Raw genomic sequence first — 17,577 nt, forward strand, 5'->3', positions numbered from 1 at the left:
GAAATCGCGTTTCGGGGCCATTCCAGGTGGCCTCATTACGCCGATCATCCCCGGCTCGATTACGCCGATCCGTGACAAAAGCGACGCGAGAATCCTGTCGTGCGGCAGCGCGCGATGCTTGTAACCCATCGTCGCGACTGCTACCGGAACCGGGCCGTACCTCAGGACACCGCCAATCGTGTCCTTTTCGATCCGCAATTGCGGCGATGCAAGCTTCTTGGGAAATCCCCAGATTTCGCGTCCACCGGCAATTGGCGGCTCATCGTCGAGAAACATGGCGTGCACATAGCCGCCCACCTGGCCCTGGAACCGGACCGGGATGACCTGGCCGCTTTCGGTGTAATCCCCGAAGCCGGTCGAATCAGGCATCCGGATGAATTCAAATTTTACGAGTGGATCGGTCATCTCCAGCGGCGCGGGTATCACTTCGGCAAGTACGTCCGGATCAGTCCGATAGGTAATGATGAGGAACTCGCGATCGACGAAGCGATACGGGCCCGGCGGAAACGCAGGGCTCGTGAGCGGCATCGCGAAGGCGCGCTCTTTTACCTCGGTTTCGGTCATGATGTGTGCTCCTGTTGCGGAGGTTTTACAGGGGGAGGTCGTAGATGTGAATGCCAGGGGCGACCTCCATTGCGCTCTGCCATTCCGGATGAGCAATCGAGTAGCGTACGTCGCTTTGACCGAAGTCCCACAAGTCCATCACAGTGGCGCGTGAAAATTCATAGTCCTTGAAATCGGATGACTGTGTGTTGTGCCGGTTGATGAGGTGCACAAGGGCGACCGCTCCCCGCGTGCTTATCCCGGCGAGCTTCTGGACGTCGGGGTCGGACTGGAGTGCTGGCGGCAGCTTGTCGAGCACGCGGCGCAGAGCGTTGCGCAGGTCCTCGATCTCCGCAATGCGGGCCGTGTTGTAACGCGCCTTGCTCGCGAACTGGATGTCCTTGGCGCGCTCCTGCGCTTGGCTGAGGCTCCCAGGCAGTTCACCGGCGCCGCTGAACACATCGATCTGCAGGACCAACGCGCTCGCCCGGTAATCCTGGTCGACCACGTACCACAGCGGCGTATTGGACGAGATTCCGCCGTCCCAGTACCACTCGCCTTCGACGTTGACAGGGGGAAACCCGGCGGCAGCACCCCGCTTGCCATGACATGCTCGGGCCCGATCCGAGATTTCGTATTGTCGAAATACACGGAGGCCCCAGAGCGCACGTTGACGGCGCCAAGCGAAAGGCGTACCGCTTTGCGGTTGATCAGATCGAAATCGACCAGATCCTCGAGCGTGGCCTTGAGCGGCTGAGTGTCGTAGAAGCTTACCGCGCCGGAGGTACCTTCGAGCGCCATGAAGGGCGGTGGCATACGCGGCACAAAGAACCCCGGTATGCCACGTGCGAGCGAAGACGCTGCGCTCATGAAATTGAACATCCGCCGGATCGGATCCAGCGACGCCGGTGGGACGAACGGCGATCGGGCCGACATGCGGTTCCAGAACTCACGTAACCGCCCGACGCGTTGCTCCGGTGGATTTCCCGTAATCAACGCGGCATTGATCGCTCCGATCGACACGCCGGCAATCCAGTCGGGGGCAATACCTGCTTCGGTGAGGCCTGCAAATACACCGGCCTCATAGGCGCCGAGGGCGCCGCCGCCCTGCAGGACGAGAATGGTGTGGTCGAACTGGCCCAAGCTCGCGGCGGCGTTCGGAAGTTCCGTCTTTCTTGCGCGTGCCATGGCTGCTCCCATTGGTAAGCGATGGAGCTATCGATGCAAGAAGCGGCCAGCTTCACCGCAGTCGGTTTGGGCAACGCATCGGCGTTGGGCGGCATGTATTCGCCGGCTCTGCATGTTCCGGTTCAGTTCACCCCCGGAAGATTGGCCGCCAGTCCTGTTGAAGGGGTATTCGTGCCCTTCGTCCAGGTCCCCTAGGTCATCGACAGTAAAGAGCCATGCAATCCGGTTTCGCAGTGCGGCAGCATCTCATAGAAACGCGGTTTCTCAACTCTGTGATCGATCGGGGTCGTTAGGCAGAAACCGCCAGTAATTACTCACACGTCAGAAATATAGCGGACAGATTGATGCCGAAAAAATGATCGAACAAGGCACGGATCGCGCCTAATCTGTGAAAGTTGCTCGTGAATTTTTGAGCCCAACTTTTCACCTTTTTGAAGTGGGCGTCGCGCGACGCCGGTCCGCTTGACGTGACTCCACACCAGTTCATCAGGATTGAGGTCCGGCGCGTAACCGGGCAGAAAATGCAAAGTCAACTTGCCCTGCGTACTAGCGACATAGTCCTTAACGACGGCTTTCTTATGCGCTGGCAAACCGTCGACGATCAAATGAACCGCTTTTTCCCGATTGAACATCAACTTCTTGAGCAATTCGACGAACAACTCGTCGCTAAGGGCCCCTTCATACGTTGCAAACCAGAAAGCCCCCTTCGAATTAACAGCGGACGCGGCGGTCATGCTTTGCCGTTCGCCGGGCCGCTCGACCACCGGTGTCTCGCCGCGTGGCGCCCACGTTCTGCCATGCACCGAGTCAGCACGGAAGCCCGATTCGTCCCAGAAGAAGATGTCCGCCTTCTGCTCGCGAGCCTGCCTGGCAATGCTCGGATAGGTGTCTCGCTGCCAACGCTCGATCGCTTCTGGGTCACGCTGGTAAGCACGCTGCAACGGCTTTTGCGGCGTCAGGTTCAGACGCGCGAGCATCGCACCGATCGAAGCCAGACTGAGTGTGACATCGAATCTCTGTCGTACCAACTCTCGAACCAGATTGCGCGTCCACAAGCCAAAATCAAACCCGTACTGCATTGGATTCTTGCCATTAACCCAGCGCATTACCCGCTGCTCCTGCGTCGCAGTGAGCGTACGTGGACGACCTGTGCCCTTGGTCGATCGCAGCGCTCGCACACCATTACCACGGCCTCGCGCCTGCGCTCTGATCTTGTACGCCCACGAGCGATGCATCCCAAACGACGCCGCAACATCATTAGGATGCTCGCCTTCAGCCATACGCTGAACCGCAAGGATACGCATCTCTTCGAGCGTGTTGTGAGCCAGGCTCCGGCCATCTCGTTTCATGGGCGATGCTCTCAGTAGCTATCGCTCAAGCATAGGCCATCTGTCCGCAAAATTCCTGACTTATGAGTAAACTCCTCGCTTCACGCGTTCATCGATAGACGCCTTCCATGCCCGCACGCCCTTCATACCTCAATGCCCCTGACTCCCACCCGAGTCCTGCAGCTGCCGTAAAACCGCGTCCAGGTTAAATGAAGCCCGCTTCTGGCGCGGAGGAAACGCCTTGAACTCGCCAATCTGGTTTGCCACAAGCGCCTGCATCGCGTACAGCAGGTAGCCGTGCGAAATCAACCAGTCCCAGTACGTGTTCGAGTTCTCGTCGGCTCGCTCAAACGGATCACGCCGCAGATTGAACATTTTGGGGACTCGCAACGAAACGAATGACTCTGCCCAGCATTGCATTCTCGTCGATCGCTGCTCCTGCAGCACCATCTTCCAGTCCTTCATCCGGATCGCCAGAATGTCTCCCTCATCACTGATGTAGAAAAAGGCCTCGCGAGGGCTTTCGCTCACCTCGGCACGCAAATAGGGGAGCAGATTGAAGCCGTCGATGTGGACCTTGTAAGTCTTCTCTCCGGCCTTATGTCCCGTGAGGAGCTTTTCCTTGTTGTCCGGCACACCCGCAGCGGCAAGAAGAGTCGCTAGCCAGTCCTGATGTGTGACCATTCCGTTGAGCACTGTGCCAGCCGTAATTTGCCCCGGCCAGCGGACGAACGCCGGCACGCGCCAGCCTCCTTCCCAGTTGGTGTTCTTCTCGGAGCGGAACGGCGTGATGCCGGCATCCGGCCAGCTGTTGTAGTGCGGCCCGTTGTCTGTCGAGTACATGACGATGGTATCGTCGGCAATACCCAGTTCGTCGAGCTTGCCGAGCATTCTGCCGACGTTCTCGTCATGGGCGACCATCACATCGTTGTAGTCCCCTGGCGGCGTTGTCAAGTTGGGTACTGTAGGTCAATGTCTCGGCACATGCATAGTTATCCTTATCAGTCAACCGTCTCAACCCGGGTCTGAGACGGTCCAGCCATGCCATGTTGCGAGACGTTCTTTCAGGATAGCGCGAAGTGCTGACGGATCGGGCCGAAGCACGAAAGAAAAGCCTGTGTGCGATGCGCCTCGCGAAACCCGCACATCTGGCGTTCCCGCCTACGGGTCGGCGGGTGGCTGTTCCCGGCGCGGTTGTTCACGCGTGCGGCCGCTTTGACGAAAACGTGCTTTACCTGAGCAAGCTCAGGGATATCCGCCTTCGCCGCCGGATAACTGCGCAGCTGGTCGGTAACGATCTTGCGTGGCACCGGGTTTGAACGTAGCACCCGCCGGAAGAAGCGCTTTGCCGCGGCCTTGTCGCGACGCTTTTGCACCAGCACGTCGAGTTCGGCGCCATGCTCGTCGACCGCGCGCCACAGGAGATACAGCTCACCGCGCAGCGTCACGAATACCTCGTCTAAATGCCAGATGCTGCCAAGCTTGGGCCGCACCGCTTTGGCACGCTGAGCGAGTCCAGCGCCGAACTTGTCGCACCAGCAACGGATCGTTTCATATCTGACCACAACGCCACGCTCAAGCAACAACTCCTCGATGTCGCGCAGGCTCAGGCTGAACCGGAAGTACCAGCGGACGGCGCAACTGATGACAATAGCAGGGAAACGGTGGCCGTGATAAGGCGATTTCATCTTCTTCATCATTTCATTTTACCACCACATCTCCAGCAACCTGACAGTGCCCTTTGCACGCTGTCGGCGTTATCTGAAGCAGCGTGGTATCACGGCGGCCCGTATTGCCGTCGCGGTGTGGAAAGCAAGGACCGGCTCGGGCGACATCGCTGGGTGGTCGAGCGCATGCATGCCGGGTTTGCCGGTTTCGGCAAACTGCGCATTCGTTTCGAACGGCGTCTCGACATTCATAGTGCTTCGCTTTCCCAGGCTGCTGCCGTTATCTGCTCGCGCTTCGTTGATGACTTGTGTTAGCGACTCTTAATGGACGCTGTACTATTCGCAAAAAAATCGGCGCCGTCCGTTTGCTTGTGGGAAATCGCGTTATAGGCCGCGTCCCATAGATTGCATCTATTTTCGAGTGCGATACGTGCAGCGCGACTAGCCCCTGCCCACGCATTATCATCGTTCCCGCAAATGCGCTGTACCATCTCATATGCCATCGGCCCATGTGAATCTGTATCAACTGCAATGTGGCGTTCGGGGTAAAAGATAAAGCGCCTATACTCGAGGAACGTTCCAAGTCTTAGCCGATCAGCTGTTTGCTTGAACATTAACGGGACTACGTCCTCACGGCTAAATGTAAATGTGCTTGCCAGTGCAGACAGTGGCGCACAGTCGACTACGTCGAATGTACTCATGCAAAATCGTGCGGCAGCAGCTGGGATGCCCTCGTGCACAAGGGCATCCTTTAGCTGGCATCCATCGCGCAGGCGAAGTAAAAATCCGTCAACCGGCTCAGAGTCCGCTCCGCAGGAGGCCATAGCCTCTCTATATAGTTCAAAGTGAGATCTGTATCCCCCTCTGCCGTCTTCATCCGTCTCCTCCGCTAAAACGATCTCATTCACCAGACGTCGCAGATAAGGGTCAGGAGTAGGTGTCCAGGGAACGGAAGTGCAACTCAGTTTAATTTGCAAAATCTTCAATAGAGACATGAAGTCCCACACTGCGAAAACATGGTATCCCATGAAAACGTGTAAGTCTTGAACGTTCCGAATTGATGAATAGATTTTGTGATTCATGAGCCGATCCCGAACCGGCCCGATTTCCGTCATTATCCGCCTGACGCCAGGAGATAGACGATTTCCCACGCCATTACGAACTGTTTCTACCTGCCCGAAGCTGTACATATCGCACCCGCCCAGATTTGTTTCGGCGTTGTTGTGAATCCAAGCGGGGCGGTCTCTTAAGAGAGATCGGGCCTCTTGTCAGTAATCTTCATACGCCTGATAGTCGCATCCGCGGTACTGCAGTATGGCTGCGGACAAATTGATCAATCGGTATGCGTCTCGACCGGATGTGCCTGACGTGCGACGTAGTTAAGGTAAAATTATCGGAATCTTCAAGTGAATTTTTTATGAAGGCTCTTAGAGTCGCTAACACAAGTCATCCACGAAGCGCGAACAGATAACAGCAGCAGCCAGGGAAAGTAACGCAACATGAATGTCGAGACGACGCTCGAAACGAATGCGCAGTTTGCCGAAACCGGCAAACCAGGCATGCGTGCGCTCGACCACCCAGCGATGCCGTCCGAGCTTCTCTTTACTTTCTACGCCGCGCCGCGCGATACGGGCCTTGATGCCACGCTTGCCCAAGTAATGCCGACAGCGGGCAAAGTCGTAGCCCTTGTCCGCATGCAACTTGCCTGGACGTTTGCGGGGCCGGCCGTTCAGGCCCGCCACCGCCGGAATTGCATCGAGCGTGGACTCGAATGCCATCGAGTCGTGCCGGTTGGCGCCGGTGACCGTGATGGCCAAGGGAATACCTCATGCGTCTACGACGATGTGCCGTTTCGACCCGAGCTTCCCCCTGTCTGTCGGGTTGCGGCCGGTTTCCTGGCCCCCCGGGGGCTGGATACGCTGGCGCCGTCAATACTGGCCCGCTCCCAATCAATCTGGTCATGTTCACGCAAGCGGCGAAGCAGCGCGAGATGCAGTTGCTCCCACACGCCTGCGGCCTGCAAGTCCCGTAGCCGTCGCCAGCACGTCATGCCACTGCCGAAGCCAAGCTCTTGCGGCAGCTCTTCCCATGGAATGCCCGTTTGCAGCACATACAGGATGCCGTCCAAGGCTGCGCGGTCATCCACCGTTCGACGTCGGCCGCCTTTCGGTGAAGGCGTGAACACCGGAATCAGCGGCTCCAGTGCCGCCCATAACCCGTTACTTATTTTTCGTCTGGCCATGCCGCCAGGATATGGCTTTCATGACCGGATGTCCAGGTTGTGTTAGCGGCTCTTAACGGCTCTGGGCGTTGCCGTCAAACATCCGAGGTAGGAGCCGTATGCCCGAATTGGACACGTACGGATCCGGTCAGGGGTGTTCAGCAACGGACATTTCTACTGCGATAAATGTCGGTTATATGCACGTTGGATTCAAAAAAGCGAAAACCTATCGACTTGGATAGGTGCATTTGATTGGCAATACTGAGATATTGCTGGGGACACGTTGACAGCGTGTCGTCAGGTACGAAAACCATGCGCCCCACGAGATGGAGACCACTTATGACATCCGAAGTTACTCTGGTAGCAACCAGCGAACAGCGTTGTTGAGGTTTTCAGTTCCGGCGCAGCGCGTCGTGATTCAGCTCACGCGTACCTTGCCCCATTCAACCTTTATCACCTCAATCCGGTCTTCAATTCAGTCTCGTCTCAACCGTTTGCAATCCTGACGACATCGCGAAAGCCCAACATGACCGATCACATCAAAACCTGCAACCAGTAGGATGGCATTCGAGTCCACGCTCGATGCAATTCCGGCGGTGGCGGGCCTGAACGGCCGGCCCCGCAAACGTCCAGGCAAGTTGCATGCGGACAAGGGCTACGACTTTGCCCGCTGTCGGCATTACTTGGGCAAGCGTGGCATCAAGGCCCGTATCGCGCGGCGCGGCGTAGAAAGTAAAGAGAAGCTCGGACGGCATCGCTGGGTGGTCGAGCGCACGCATGCCTGGTTTGCCGGTTTCGGCAAACTGCGCATTCGTTTCGAGCGTCGTCTCGACATTCATGTTGCGTTACTTTCCCTGGCTGCTGCTGTTATCTGTTCGCGCTTCGTGGATGACTTGTGTTAGCGACTCTAAGGTCAATGGCCAATGGAAATACCTGTATCGCGCCGTCGACAAGGCTGGCAACACCATCGACTTCCTGCTGCGGGCGCATCGAGATAAGACTGCGGCGCGGCGATATTTCGAAAACTCGATCGCCCGGAATGGCGAACCCGAGACGGTGACTATCGACAAAAGTGGCGCGAATCTGGCCGCACTTGACGCCATCAACGCCGAGCGCGAAACCCCGATCAGGATCCGGCAGAACAAATACCTGAACAACGTCGTAGAACAGGACCAACGAGCGATCAAACGGATGATCAGAGCGATGATGGGCTTCAAGGATTTTCGGTGTGCGCACATCATTCTCTCTGGTCTTGAGGTGATGCATATGATTCGCAAGGGGCAGGCAGCCGCTCAGTTCTGTTCGCTGGTTAAATAGGCAATCCTCTAACGTGCTCGGCCTGCCATCCTTATCGCGACAGAACCAGTTGCGGCAACTCGGCCACGGCGTCAGGCTCATCTGCGCACCCTTCGGTACGCACCTTCGTCTTGCGTAACAAATCGGATGCCGCCGATGCGCGTGCGATTTGGAGCTCTGCGCAGTAACCCTTTCTCCGATCGACAAGTTTACAGTGCCGTCTAGACGGATAGTTAGGGATCTTTTGAATGTGACTCATGCGTTGTCATCGATCCACCCACGCAACCAATCAGCGGCCCAACGCATCGCACCCTTCGGCGTGTCGGACAGACCGAGATCCTTGAAGGTGTAGCTGAAGTACACATCGTCCCAGTCTGTCCGCACCCGCGAGATTATAGCCTTAGCTGTGTACATTCTAGCAGCAGGCACGCACTCAATGTCGAGCTTCCAATCACGGTAGTCCTGGACCACGTTCATAAGCGGCATCCTTCAGCAAGATTAAAACTCTTTTTCACCCGACTCCCGGGAGTGACATCATTCATCTCGTGAGGCAACACGCTAGGCCATCAGTTGTCGCGAATATCTTCGTTGGAAACTTCCAAGCACCGAACCCAGCACGATGACGACCGCTAGCGCCGCCAAGGCGCCGACGACGCCTACCATCACCATGTCCCGATAGCTCTGCTTATGCGTCGTTCCACAAACCGAAAGAAGTGTCACGACCGCGCCGTTATGCGGCAGGCTATCCAAGGTTCCCGACGAAATGACGGCCACGCGGTGAAACAGCGCGGGATCTATGTGATGCTACACCGCCAGTTGCAGATAGGTGGCGCCGAGTGCATCGAGCGCGATGGTTAGTCCGCCGGACGCCGAGCCGGTCAACGCAGCCAGCAGATTGGTCGAGACGGCCAGTGACACGAGCGGCCCGCCGCCGATGCCGAGCACCCACTCGCGCACCAGACCGAACGCAGGCAACGCTGCGATTACCGCGCCGTAGCCGACAAGGCTTCCCACACTCAAAACGGGCAGCACTGACGCGTTCGCGCCCGCATCGACGCTCTCGCGCAGCATCCCAAGCCGCGAACGGTTCATCACGATCAGCAGGACGACGGCGAGCGCGAGCGCCACCGAGACGCCCCACACGCCGCTCACCGCGGCGAGCGGCGTGCCGCCCAACGCGCTTCGCCAAGATACGACGCGTCGATGCGAGGGAGCACGATCACATTCATCGCAAAGTTGGCGCACACCACGACGACGAGCGGTGCGAGCGCAATGCCGATCGGCGGAACGAGCGGACTCACCGAGCCGCGCCCGATCTCGGCTGGGTCGAAAGTTTGCGACACCGTCGCCCGTTCACGCACCAGCCCAGCGTTAGCAGTGTTAGCAGGTGCGTGGGATGCCGCTTCGAAGCCTTCGCCGGCGCGACGCGCGGCGGCCTCCTGTCGCGATAGCCACCATAAGCCGAACGTAACCATCAAGGCACTCGCGATGACGCCGAGCACAGGTGCTGCGAACGGCGTCGTGTCGAAGAACGGCATCGGTATCGCATTCTGGATGGAGGGCGTGCCCGGCAGCGCGGACATGGTGAATGTGGATGTGCCAAGGGTAATTGTTGCGGGCATCAATCGGCGTGGAATATTGGCGGCCCGAAAGAGTCCCTGTGCCATCGGTGCCAGCACGAAGAACGCCACAAACAAACTCACGCCGCCATATGTCACGACAGCGCCGCCGATCACCACGGCGAGCACGGCGCGCCTCGGCCCTAGCTTTTCGGTCATGAAATGCGCGATGGCGTCGACAGAGCCGCTGTCCTCCATCAGCTTGCCGAAAAGTGCGCCAAGCAAGAACAACGGGAAGAAAGGCGCGAGAAAGCGCGCGGTGCTCGACATGAAGGTTTGGGTCCAATGCGCGAGCACCGGTTCGCCGGAGAGTAGCGCTGCCAGCATGGCGGCAATCGGGGCAAGCAGAAGAACGCTCCAGCCGCGATAAGCGAACCACACGAGAAGCACGAGGCTCGCCAGCATCCCCATGAGACCAAAGCCGAGAGCTACGGGCGAAGCCGCCGCGGCGCTCATTGCAAGATACCGTCGAGCAATGCGTCGAGGTCGAGCGACGAAGGCTCGCCCAACACGCTGCCATGTAAGCCCGGGAAGGCCTGCGCTGCCCGCCACCCTTCATCGTGAAGCATTGTCAGAAAGCGCCATTCGGCATTCAATTTCGACGAGTAACCAAGCGTTGACATCGCCGGACTGTCTAGCCGGTGTATGCGCATCGTTGCCCAACGATTGCCCTCAGCCGTTCCGGCGTCAGCTACCTTGTGCAGCAACGCGATCATGCGCAACTCCTTGAGCAAAGGTGCGTTGAAGGCCACTTCGTTGAGTCTGCTGATGATGTCGCGTGCTGAGCGCGGCACCTCGGACCGTTCCACGGGATTGATCTGCACGAGCCGCGTATCGGTCGAATCGGTTTCGCGAATCAGCGGTGTGATGGTCGGATTGCCCGCATAGCCACCGTCCCAATAGGCCTCGCCGTCTATGTCGACGGCCTTGAATAAGGTCGCCAGACACGCGGATGCGAGCAACACATCCGGCTCCAAATCGGCGTTGCGGAACAAGCGGCCCTGACCGGTGCGCAGATGCGTCGCTGTAGTGAACAGCTTGATGCGCGAGGTCCGCACCGCGTCTAAGTCGACGCTCTCTCGCAGAATGCCGCGTAGCGGATTGAACGCGGTGGGATTAAGGTCATGCGGCGATAAGAGCCGCGCCACCATGTCAAATGGCATGCGGCGAAACGTGCTGAAAGCGGCCGCATCCGACACACGCCGCCAGAACTGCTCAAGTGACTTGCGTGCTCCAGCCGGACCGCCGTGCTCGAAACCGCTCACCAGAACGGCCGCGTTCATCGCGCCGGCCGACGTGCCCGACACGCCTTCGATCTGCAATCGCGCTTCTTCGAGCAGCCTGTCGAGCCCCCCCATGTGAACGCCCCGTGAGCGCCGCCGCCCTGCAACGCGAGATCGACAAGCAAAGGATTATGGTTGCCTGGTGCGGAATGGGTAACGGACAGATCGGTCATGGCATTTGCAGATCGTCTGGACACAAGATAGGTTATAAGACGACAACTGGATAGATTGCAACGGCATTGCCGGCTCCTTGAAAGTAGTACTAATGGCCTGCGCTGTCAGCTTTGTCATTGACTTTCATTGACTCAGATCAACGGGCGAAAGTGGTCTTGTCAGTAGACTCCGTCCTATCCATGTACAGTGCGCCTCGCTCTTCACTTTTTCGATGATGTCGCTGAATGCGGATCTGCCAATCCGTAGTTCGGGCAGGAATGTGGGCTCTGACCGTTACGACCTGTTGCCGAACGGGTCAAAGTACGTCCGTAAATCCCGATTTATGTCGCGGATCGTGCACTGAACGATCGAGGTTGCCACCCATGCACAGCTTCATGCACGGCACCCGGTACCCAGGGTGAGCCCCCGGGGCCGAACATGCCCTTTATGACGGTTCAACATATCTGGCGCAAAGCGCGAATCCGGCCGCATCGTCTCGATACCCGTAGTGTCTAACGATCCCGACTTTGAGCCCACGGGTGCCGATCTGATCGGCTTGTATCTGGACGCGCCATTGCATTCGGTGGTGTTCCCGTGGTTGAGAAAACGGTAATTCGGGCGCTTGATCGTGTGACGATTGCACGCAGAGAGGGATTGGGTGACTAGGTCTCGTATTGGTCGCATTGCATCCATGTCTCCCGGCGACATCAATTCAGCGCACCCGTGAGACGGGTTTTTTTCGTCTCTCCAGATGGCTGAGCGACACGGGTCCTTCGCATGCCAGTCAGTCGCCTCGGAAACTCGGCGGGATGTGGCACAACCGCTCAAGCTCATGACAAATGAACGGACCAAGATGTTCAGCCTCGCTGATGTCGACGCGTGACGCGCGCAGCTATCGTTTTGCTGATCTTTCGAGATCCAATGATGAACACGAAGACCACACTGGTAGTCAAGGGATGGGGGTGCGTGGCACTGCTTGGGATCACCGATTGTGAGATCGCCGCTTTCATCCTTGAGCTTGCCTTTCATCCTTCATGGAACACTGTCTCCGCAGCGGTCATGCTCGCGTATCTGGTGTGCACCGCAATCCTTGCCATGACGTGGGCCATCTCGGACGCGAAACGCGCCTATGACAATGCGGTAAAAGCCGGTTATGTCACGCTGACGGCCGACAGCCGGCTGGTGACCGGCATTGCCATAGATTGCCCCTGGCGCTGGCTCGTCATCCTGCACATCCAGTTGCACCCGATGTTAATCGATCTTTGAACAACGCTGCAGTCACACCTGATGGGCTGACGACGCTTACGGGCAGACAACGCCAACGCGCTGCACTCGGTCCTCCACGTGAGCACTATCGCCGGGCAGTGTCGCAATCAGCGCCGCGATAGAATCGAGAGCCGCCCGATGACGAACATGATGCCCATGACGAATACGCCCCGCAAGACGTTGCCCACGGCATAGCGAAAGTACTGCAGTGGCTGCACTGTCCAGTGCACGAGTTCCTGCTGTGTGTATGCTGGTATGAGGGGTACTCGTTGAGCCTGCGCGGGGATCCTGAGGAAATGATGGCCGAGCGGGGCATCGAGGTCGATCATTCGAGTGTTCACCACTGGGTGATCAATCTCATGCCGCTCATCGTGAGCTGTTTCAGCTTAGGATATCAATCAGCTTGAATGCCAGACAGAGGAACGTCGGCCGCGACGCGCAGTTGCGCGTACGCGTCGCGCGATGATGTACCGTCCGGAACGTCGACTCGATCGCGTTGGTTGGAGGTAAGTGGCAGTTTTCCCACATAGATGCACCGGTTCGCCGTCCTTGAAGGGGATGCCTTCGAGCAGCAGCTTGATCTTTTCCGGGCCGTTGATACGGCGCCAAGTCGTCTCTGCCTCTTCAGGCACGCCGCCCGAACTCAATCTCGAAGTGGACCCTGCCTCGATATCGCGTACAGCAGGAAATTTGTTAATTTCCTGTTTGTACGGAGGGTTGCATGTCAGAAAAGTCAGTGCCGAAACGGCAATACACGAACGAATTCAAGGTCGAGGCCATCAGGCTTGCCGAAACAGTGGGCCAGCATGAAGCGGCGCGCAGGCTCGGGGTGCCAGTGGCGACGTTAGGGAACTGGAGCCGGCGTAGCCGCGGTTCCGAAGACGGTGTCGAGACGAGTGGTTGTGATGTGATCGCTGGGCGTACGACGCGCCCGATCAGCGAACTGGAGGCAGAGAACAGCCGGCTGCGCAAGGAACTCGCCAGTGCGAAACTGGATATCGAAATTCTCTCAAAAGCGACGGCGTACTTCGCGAAGGGGTCGCGGTGAGGTACGCATGGATCGACGATCACCGCGACCAGTACAGCGTCACCCGGCCATGCCAGATTCTGGGCGTTTCGCGCAGCGGATATTGCCAGTGGCGGGTTCGTCCACCCAGCGCGAGGGCGCAAGCGAACGCGGTCCTGGATGCGGAAGTAGCCGCCATCCACCGCACGCATCGCGGCACCTATGGCCGCCCGCGTATCGTGCGGCAATTGCGAGCCCAGGGTCGGGCAGCGAGCGAAGAGCGCGTGCGGCGTAGCTTGCAGCGCCAGGGCTTGCACCCGGTCTACAGGCGTGCCTGGCGGGTCACGACGGACTCGACGCACTGCCTGCCGGTGGCGCCGAACCTTCTGGATCGGCGTTTCGACGGCTGGCAGCCTGATCGCGCCTGGGTCAGCGACATCACGTTTGTCAGGACCGGCGAAGGCTGGCTGTATCTCGCAGCGATTCTCGATCTGGCGAGTCGACGCGTCGTGGGCTGGTCAATGTCCGAGCGCATCGACGCCGAGCTGGTCTGCCAGGCACTGCGCAGCGCGTGCTGGCGACGCAAACCGGCACCGGGACTGCTGTTACATTCCGACAGGGGGTCGCAGTATGCAAGCTGGTCATACCGAAAGCTGGCTGCCGGATTCAAGGCAATGATCTCCATGAGCCGTCGTGCCAATGCGTGGGACAATGCGCCGATGGAGAGCTTCTTCAAGACCCTGAAAGTCGAGAGAATCTATCAGGTCCACTACGAAACGCGAGCACAGGCTCGTCTGGATATCGTCGACTGGATCGAGGGCTATTACAATCGAGAGCGCCTACACACCTCGATAGGATTTTCTTACCCCTGTCGACTACGAGGCTGCGTTGATCGCTGCATGATCTGCTGTACGTGGAAACGAGGCAGGGTCATCATGGACACAAATCACGTTACTCGAGTAAATGCAGGTTGCGCTTCAACACGGATTCAGGACGAAGTCGGCCGTTCATACGGTCAGCGCCGCCGCAGGGCGGACGTGGGGTTGCAGGCCGTTCTCGATCTGATCCGGGCACGAACAGAAGTGGTCACTGCCTCCGCACGTGGGCGTGGTTGTCAGCTATGAATCACTCGCCGGCCATTCTGCGTGAATGGCGTGCACGGCCGTACCGGGAACGCCAGATGATCGGAAATGCTGCGCTCTCGCTTCCGACAACTCGGAAGCTCGAAGCGCCCACATCGTTGTTTATTAACGCTCATGCGCCGATCTCTATGGGCCGGCCATTTACCCATACTTTCACTATACTCGGACGAGCGTCAGTCATGGTCGAGAAACAACGAATTCATGCTGCGCTCCTGTTCGCAGCGCTCGCCGCGATTGCGCCGGCAGGTCCGGCGCAAAACACCACCGACTGGCTGGCGAACACATATGGCACGCTCGCCGCGCATGTGGGCAATGCCGCGCGTTCCATGTGGGTCGCGCCTGAAGGCGCGATTTACACGGCCTCCATGTGGGACGAGTATGGGGGCGGCGTCGCAATCTACCAGAACGGCCGCACCATCGGCTCCATCGGCACCCACGGCGAGTTTCAGGGCAGCGCCATTGCAGGTAATGCCACGTCAGTCTTCGCGGCACTACAGTACGATAGCTCGTACGGAAGCGGTGCGGTGGGACGATACGATCGCAGGACTGGGATTCGCGACCTTTTCATTCAGGTCAGTGCGTCGAACAACCAGCCTCGGATCGATGTCGTCACCGGACTTGCCACTGCGGGCTCACTCCTCTATGCAAGCGACTTTTATGGTAGTCGTGTTCGGATCTACACCACTGACGGTGTCTGGCAGCGGGACATCAATGTCTCGGGCCCGGGCGCTCTCGCCCTGGATGGCGCAGGCAGCATCTGGGTCGCACAGAAGAGTGCGGGAACCATCGTCCAGTTCAGTCCAACCGGCGCCCTGCGCAGCACGATCCGGATGCCCAGCGGGTCGCAGCCTGCGGCCCTCTATTATGATGCGTCATCGGCGCAACTAATGGTCGGCGACGAGGGCCCCGACATGAACATCAAGCGCTACAACGTCGCCGGCACGCCAACCGTGGCCAGTACATTCGGCATTCAGGGTGGTTACCTCGACACGACGACGGGAATCAAAGGCCAGGTCGGCGCAAAGCGCTTCACCCGCGTCGCCGGCATCGGCAAAGATACCGCCGGCAACCTCTATGTCCTCAACAATCCGTGGGGCGGAAGCTGGGACCTCGGCCGCAACGGCGGCACGGACATTCATTCGTATAACAGTGCTGGCGCTCTGCGGTGGATGCTCCAGTCCCTCAACCTGGAGGGCATCGCCACCCCGGACCCGGCCACAGACGGGGTGCTGTTCTATGGCGGCACGAATATCTACACCGGCCGGGCGGGAGGTACCTTCGTCGCAAACACCGTCGATCCGTTTGCGTACCCGTCGGACCCGCGCGTCAACATGAACGATCGTGCGCGGGACGAGCACTTCAGTCAAGTTGCCGCCGTCGGTGCCAACCGGATCCTCGTGGCGTCCGCGCAGAATCCCGATACCTTCTACTTTTTCCACTTCAACGCCGCGAATGGCTACATCGCCATACCGGATGCCACGCTTCCAGGTCCGGCGTTCAATACGAGCGCGCCGGTCAGGGATGGATTCTGCATCGACAGCGAGGGGGGCGTGTGGGCCGGGCTGAATAAGACCGGTTACATCTACCACTACCCGCTGGCCGGCTTTGACGCCAGCGGCAAGCCTACATGGGGACCTGGCATCCCCATTCGCGTTCCCAAGAGCATTCATCCGCTAACGCGCATCGTCTACCTCGCGGACAGCGACACCATGATTCTCGGACAAGGTGCCGTCGGGAGTATGGACTGGACATCGATAGGCACGCGGATCGAGGTCTACCACGGCTGGAGCGCTGGCAACACCACCGCACCTGATCCGGTGATCAACCTCTCCCACACCGGCGCCAAGTCGATTGACGCAGTCGGCAGCTACCTGTTCGTCGGCTACTGGTTCGGCGGCACCGGGCAAGTCCTGCCGGACATCGATGCCTTCAATCTCGCTACCGGCAATCTCGACGCCACGCTGGTCAACACCAGTAACGGCACCGTGGACGCCAGCAGCGCTGTCGATTCGATGTACGGAGTCAGGGCATATCTTCGATCGACGGGCGAGTACGTGGTCACGAAAAACAATGTCAAGGGCTCCAGCATTACCGTTTATCGCTGGACTCCCTGATCGCGCGTTCCATAAGGAGGTTCGACCGGGATTCGTGAAATTTTCGCCAAAAGGCACTTCAGCGTAAGCGCAAACTCGAAGTCGTCCTTTGACATCTCGACGATTGTGTTCATGTTCACGGGCATCGAATCGTGGAGGCGCAACGGCGATCGGCGCAGGTTGCAGCGGTGAGTCGTCCGCGCCTGTTTCGAGAAACGCGATGGAGCGTTCTCACACGTGCATGCGCGACCAGAACGCGTGTCGAAGTAACCGGGCTGGATGACGACGGTATCGAGCCCGGCGCTCAGTCTGATTCGCCGTGCCACGAGTTCCTGTGCGAGCACGGTCTGCAACCCGCTGGACGGATCGATGCCGAACGCGATGCAAAGATGCTCCAGACAGGAAATTCCGGCGACGATCCGGGTGCGCAGTCCGGCGCCGTGCGCGGCCTCCAGCACGGAGCGCGTCAGGAGGTCCGTCACCACTGGACTGCCTGGCTCGATCAGGACCACGGCGCCCGACTCGCGCGCCGCGCCCACCACCCGCGACGCCATCGCGCGATACATGTCGGGCCGATACTGGCCGACCTGATAGTGACCGGTATGGTTGTGGTGCAAATAGCGCTCAAGGATCGGTTAGAGTGTCGCCTTGACCGATTTGAGGAGCCGCGATGAACAAGCTGAAGAGTCTGGACGAGCTATTCGCCGGCCGTCATTTTGACCGTGAGGTGATCATTCTTCGTGTGCGCTGGTATCTGCGCTACAAACCCAGC

Annotated in this window: 10 protein-coding genes and 12 pseudogenes; 10 read left to right on the forward strand and 12 right to left on the reverse strand. The window is 58.8% G+C overall.

The window, feature by feature from the left end; all coding sequences use genetic code 11:
- The 3 genes and pseudogenes from EVC45_RS40600 to EVC45_RS47270 all read right to left on the reverse strand — a co-directional run.
- Positions 1 to 564 (reverse strand): acetoacetate decarboxylase (locus EVC45_RS40600; RefSeq protein WP_248295449.1); only part of this gene is annotated, 564 nt, incomplete at its 3' end.
- A 25-nt stretch (positions 565 to 589) separates the two neighbouring features.
- Positions 590 to 1,051 carry a DUF3734 domain-containing protein gene (locus EVC45_RS47265; protein WP_248295450.1) on the reverse strand — a complete coding sequence of 154 codons (462 nt, stop codon included), beginning with the start codon at positions 1,049 to 1,051 and terminating at the stop codon, positions 590 to 592.
- Between the two features lie 119 nt (positions 1,052 to 1,170).
- Positions 1,171 to 1,743: pseudogene (locus tag EVC45_RS47270) on the reverse strand (patatin-like phospholipase family protein); the annotation flags it as partial.
- A 21-nt stretch (positions 1,744 to 1,764) separates the two neighbouring features.
- Here EVC45_RS47270 and EVC45_RS45930 point away from each other — a divergent pair.
- Entirely contained in the window at positions 1,765 to 1,926 is a 162-nt protein-coding gene (locus EVC45_RS45930) for a hypothetical protein (protein ID WP_168991638.1), read from the forward strand.
- A 119-nt stretch (positions 1,927 to 2,045) separates the two neighbouring features.
- On the opposite strand, the gene EVC45_RS40610 is transcribed toward EVC45_RS45930, so the two are convergent.
- From EVC45_RS40610 to EVC45_RS40620, 3 genes and pseudogenes are all read right to left on the reverse strand, one after another.
- A complete protein-coding gene (locus EVC45_RS40610) occupies positions 2,046 to 3,080 on the reverse strand; it encodes an IS630 family transposase (protein WP_129963744.1) in 1,035 nt (344 codons plus the stop codon).
- A gap of 129 nt (positions 3,081 to 3,209) precedes the next feature.
- A complete protein-coding gene (locus EVC45_RS40615) occupies positions 3,210 to 3,983 on the reverse strand; it encodes a sulfatase-like hydrolase/transferase (protein WP_306770857.1) in 774 nt (257 codons plus the stop codon).
- Positions 3,984 to 4,073: 90 nt separating this feature from the next.
- Positions 4,074 to 4,756, reverse strand: a pseudogene (locus EVC45_RS40620) (IS6 family transposase).
- A gap of 43 nt (positions 4,757 to 4,799) precedes the next feature.
- Between EVC45_RS40620 and EVC45_RS40625 the strand changes: the two are divergent.
- Positions 4,800 to 5,041 (forward strand): annotated as a pseudogene (locus EVC45_RS40625) (IS5/IS1182 family transposase); the annotation flags it as partial.
- Here EVC45_RS40625 and EVC45_RS48075 read toward each other — a convergent pair.
- The gene (locus EVC45_RS48075; RefSeq protein ID WP_129963745.1) at positions 5,038 to 5,916 is read right to left on the reverse strand and encodes a DUF3050 domain-containing protein; all 879 of its coding nucleotides are present in this window, start codon (positions 5,914 to 5,916) and stop codon (positions 5,038 to 5,040) included. The pseudogene EVC45_RS40625 and the gene EVC45_RS48075 overlap by 4 nt on opposite strands.
- A 246-nt stretch (positions 5,917 to 6,162) precedes the next feature.
- A pseudogene (locus EVC45_RS40635) lies at positions 6,163 to 6,968 on the reverse strand (IS5 family transposase).
- A 545-nt stretch (positions 6,969 to 7,513) separates the two neighbouring features.
- Here EVC45_RS40635 and EVC45_RS40640 point away from each other — a divergent pair.
- The 3 pseudogenes from EVC45_RS40640 to EVC45_RS40650 form a co-directional block, all read left to right on the forward strand.
- Positions 7,514 to 7,849, forward strand: a pseudogene (locus EVC45_RS40640) (transposase); the annotation flags it as partial.
- Positions 7,821 to 8,264, forward strand: a pseudogene (locus tag EVC45_RS40645) (IS6 family transposase); the annotation flags it as partial. The pseudogenes EVC45_RS40640 and EVC45_RS40645, both read left to right, overlap by 29 nt.
- A gap of 46 nt (positions 8,265 to 8,310) precedes the next feature.
- Positions 8,311 to 8,428, forward strand: a pseudogene (locus EVC45_RS40650) (IS110 family transposase); the annotation flags it as partial.
- A 70-nt stretch (positions 8,429 to 8,498) separates the two neighbouring features.
- Here EVC45_RS40650 and EVC45_RS40655 read toward each other — a convergent pair.
- The 3 genes and pseudogenes from EVC45_RS40655 to EVC45_RS40665 all read right to left on the reverse strand — a co-directional run bounded on the left by EVC45_RS40655 (position 8,499) and on the right by EVC45_RS40665 (position 11,318).
- Positions 8,499 to 8,720: a hypothetical protein gene (locus EVC45_RS40655; RefSeq protein ID WP_129963746.1), complete on the reverse strand. Its 222-nt coding sequence runs from the start codon at positions 8,718 to 8,720 to the stop codon at positions 8,499 to 8,501.
- A gap of 81 nt (positions 8,721 to 8,801) precedes the next feature.
- Positions 8,802 to 10,318 (reverse strand): annotated as a pseudogene (locus EVC45_RS40660) (GntP family permease).
- A pseudogene (locus EVC45_RS40665) lies at positions 10,315 to 11,318 on the reverse strand (patatin-like phospholipase family protein). The pseudogenes EVC45_RS40660 and EVC45_RS40665 overlap by 4 nt, the downstream one beginning before the upstream one ends.
- A 901-nt stretch (positions 11,319 to 12,219) precedes the next feature.
- Between EVC45_RS40665 and EVC45_RS40675 the strand changes: the two are divergent.
- The 4 genes and pseudogenes from EVC45_RS40675 (at position 12,220) to EVC45_RS40695 (ending at position 16,826) form a co-directional block, all read left to right on the forward strand.
- Positions 12,220 to 12,564, forward strand: coding sequence for a hypothetical protein (locus tag EVC45_RS40675; RefSeq protein ID WP_129963748.1), 345 nt, complete (start codon positions 12,220 to 12,222; stop codon positions 12,562 to 12,564).
- Positions 12,565 to 12,702: 138 nt separating this feature from the next.
- Positions 12,703 to 12,947: pseudogene (locus tag EVC45_RS40680) on the forward strand (IS6 family transposase); the annotation flags it as partial.
- A gap of 338 nt (positions 12,948 to 13,285) precedes the next feature.
- Positions 13,286 to 14,473 (forward strand): annotated as a pseudogene (locus EVC45_RS40690) (IS3 family transposase).
- Between the two features lie 418 nt (positions 14,474 to 14,891).
- Positions 14,892 to 16,826 (forward strand): SMP-30/gluconolaconase/LRE-like region family protein, encoded by a 1,935-nt coding sequence (locus EVC45_RS40695; RefSeq protein ID WP_129963750.1) that lies wholly within the window; start codon positions 14,892 to 14,894, stop codon positions 16,824 to 16,826.
- Here the strand turns inward: EVC45_RS40695 and EVC45_RS40700 are convergent.
- Positions 16,808 to 17,371, reverse strand: a complete 564-nt coding sequence (locus tag EVC45_RS40700; protein WP_168991640.1) for a hypothetical protein — start codon at positions 17,369 to 17,371, stop codon at positions 16,808 to 16,810. The genes EVC45_RS40695 and EVC45_RS40700 overlap by 19 nt on opposite strands.
- 104 nt (positions 17,372 to 17,475) lie before the next feature.
- On the opposite strand from EVC45_RS40700, the pseudogene EVC45_RS47280 reads away from it, so the two are divergent.
- Positions 17,476 to 17,577 (forward strand): annotated as a pseudogene (locus tag EVC45_RS47280) (IS6 family transposase); the annotation flags it as partial.

The organism is Paraburkholderia sp. UYCP14C, from assembly GCF_004197395.1.
Taxonomy (GTDB): Bacteria; Pseudomonadota; Gammaproteobacteria; order Burkholderiales; family Burkholderiaceae; genus Paraburkholderia.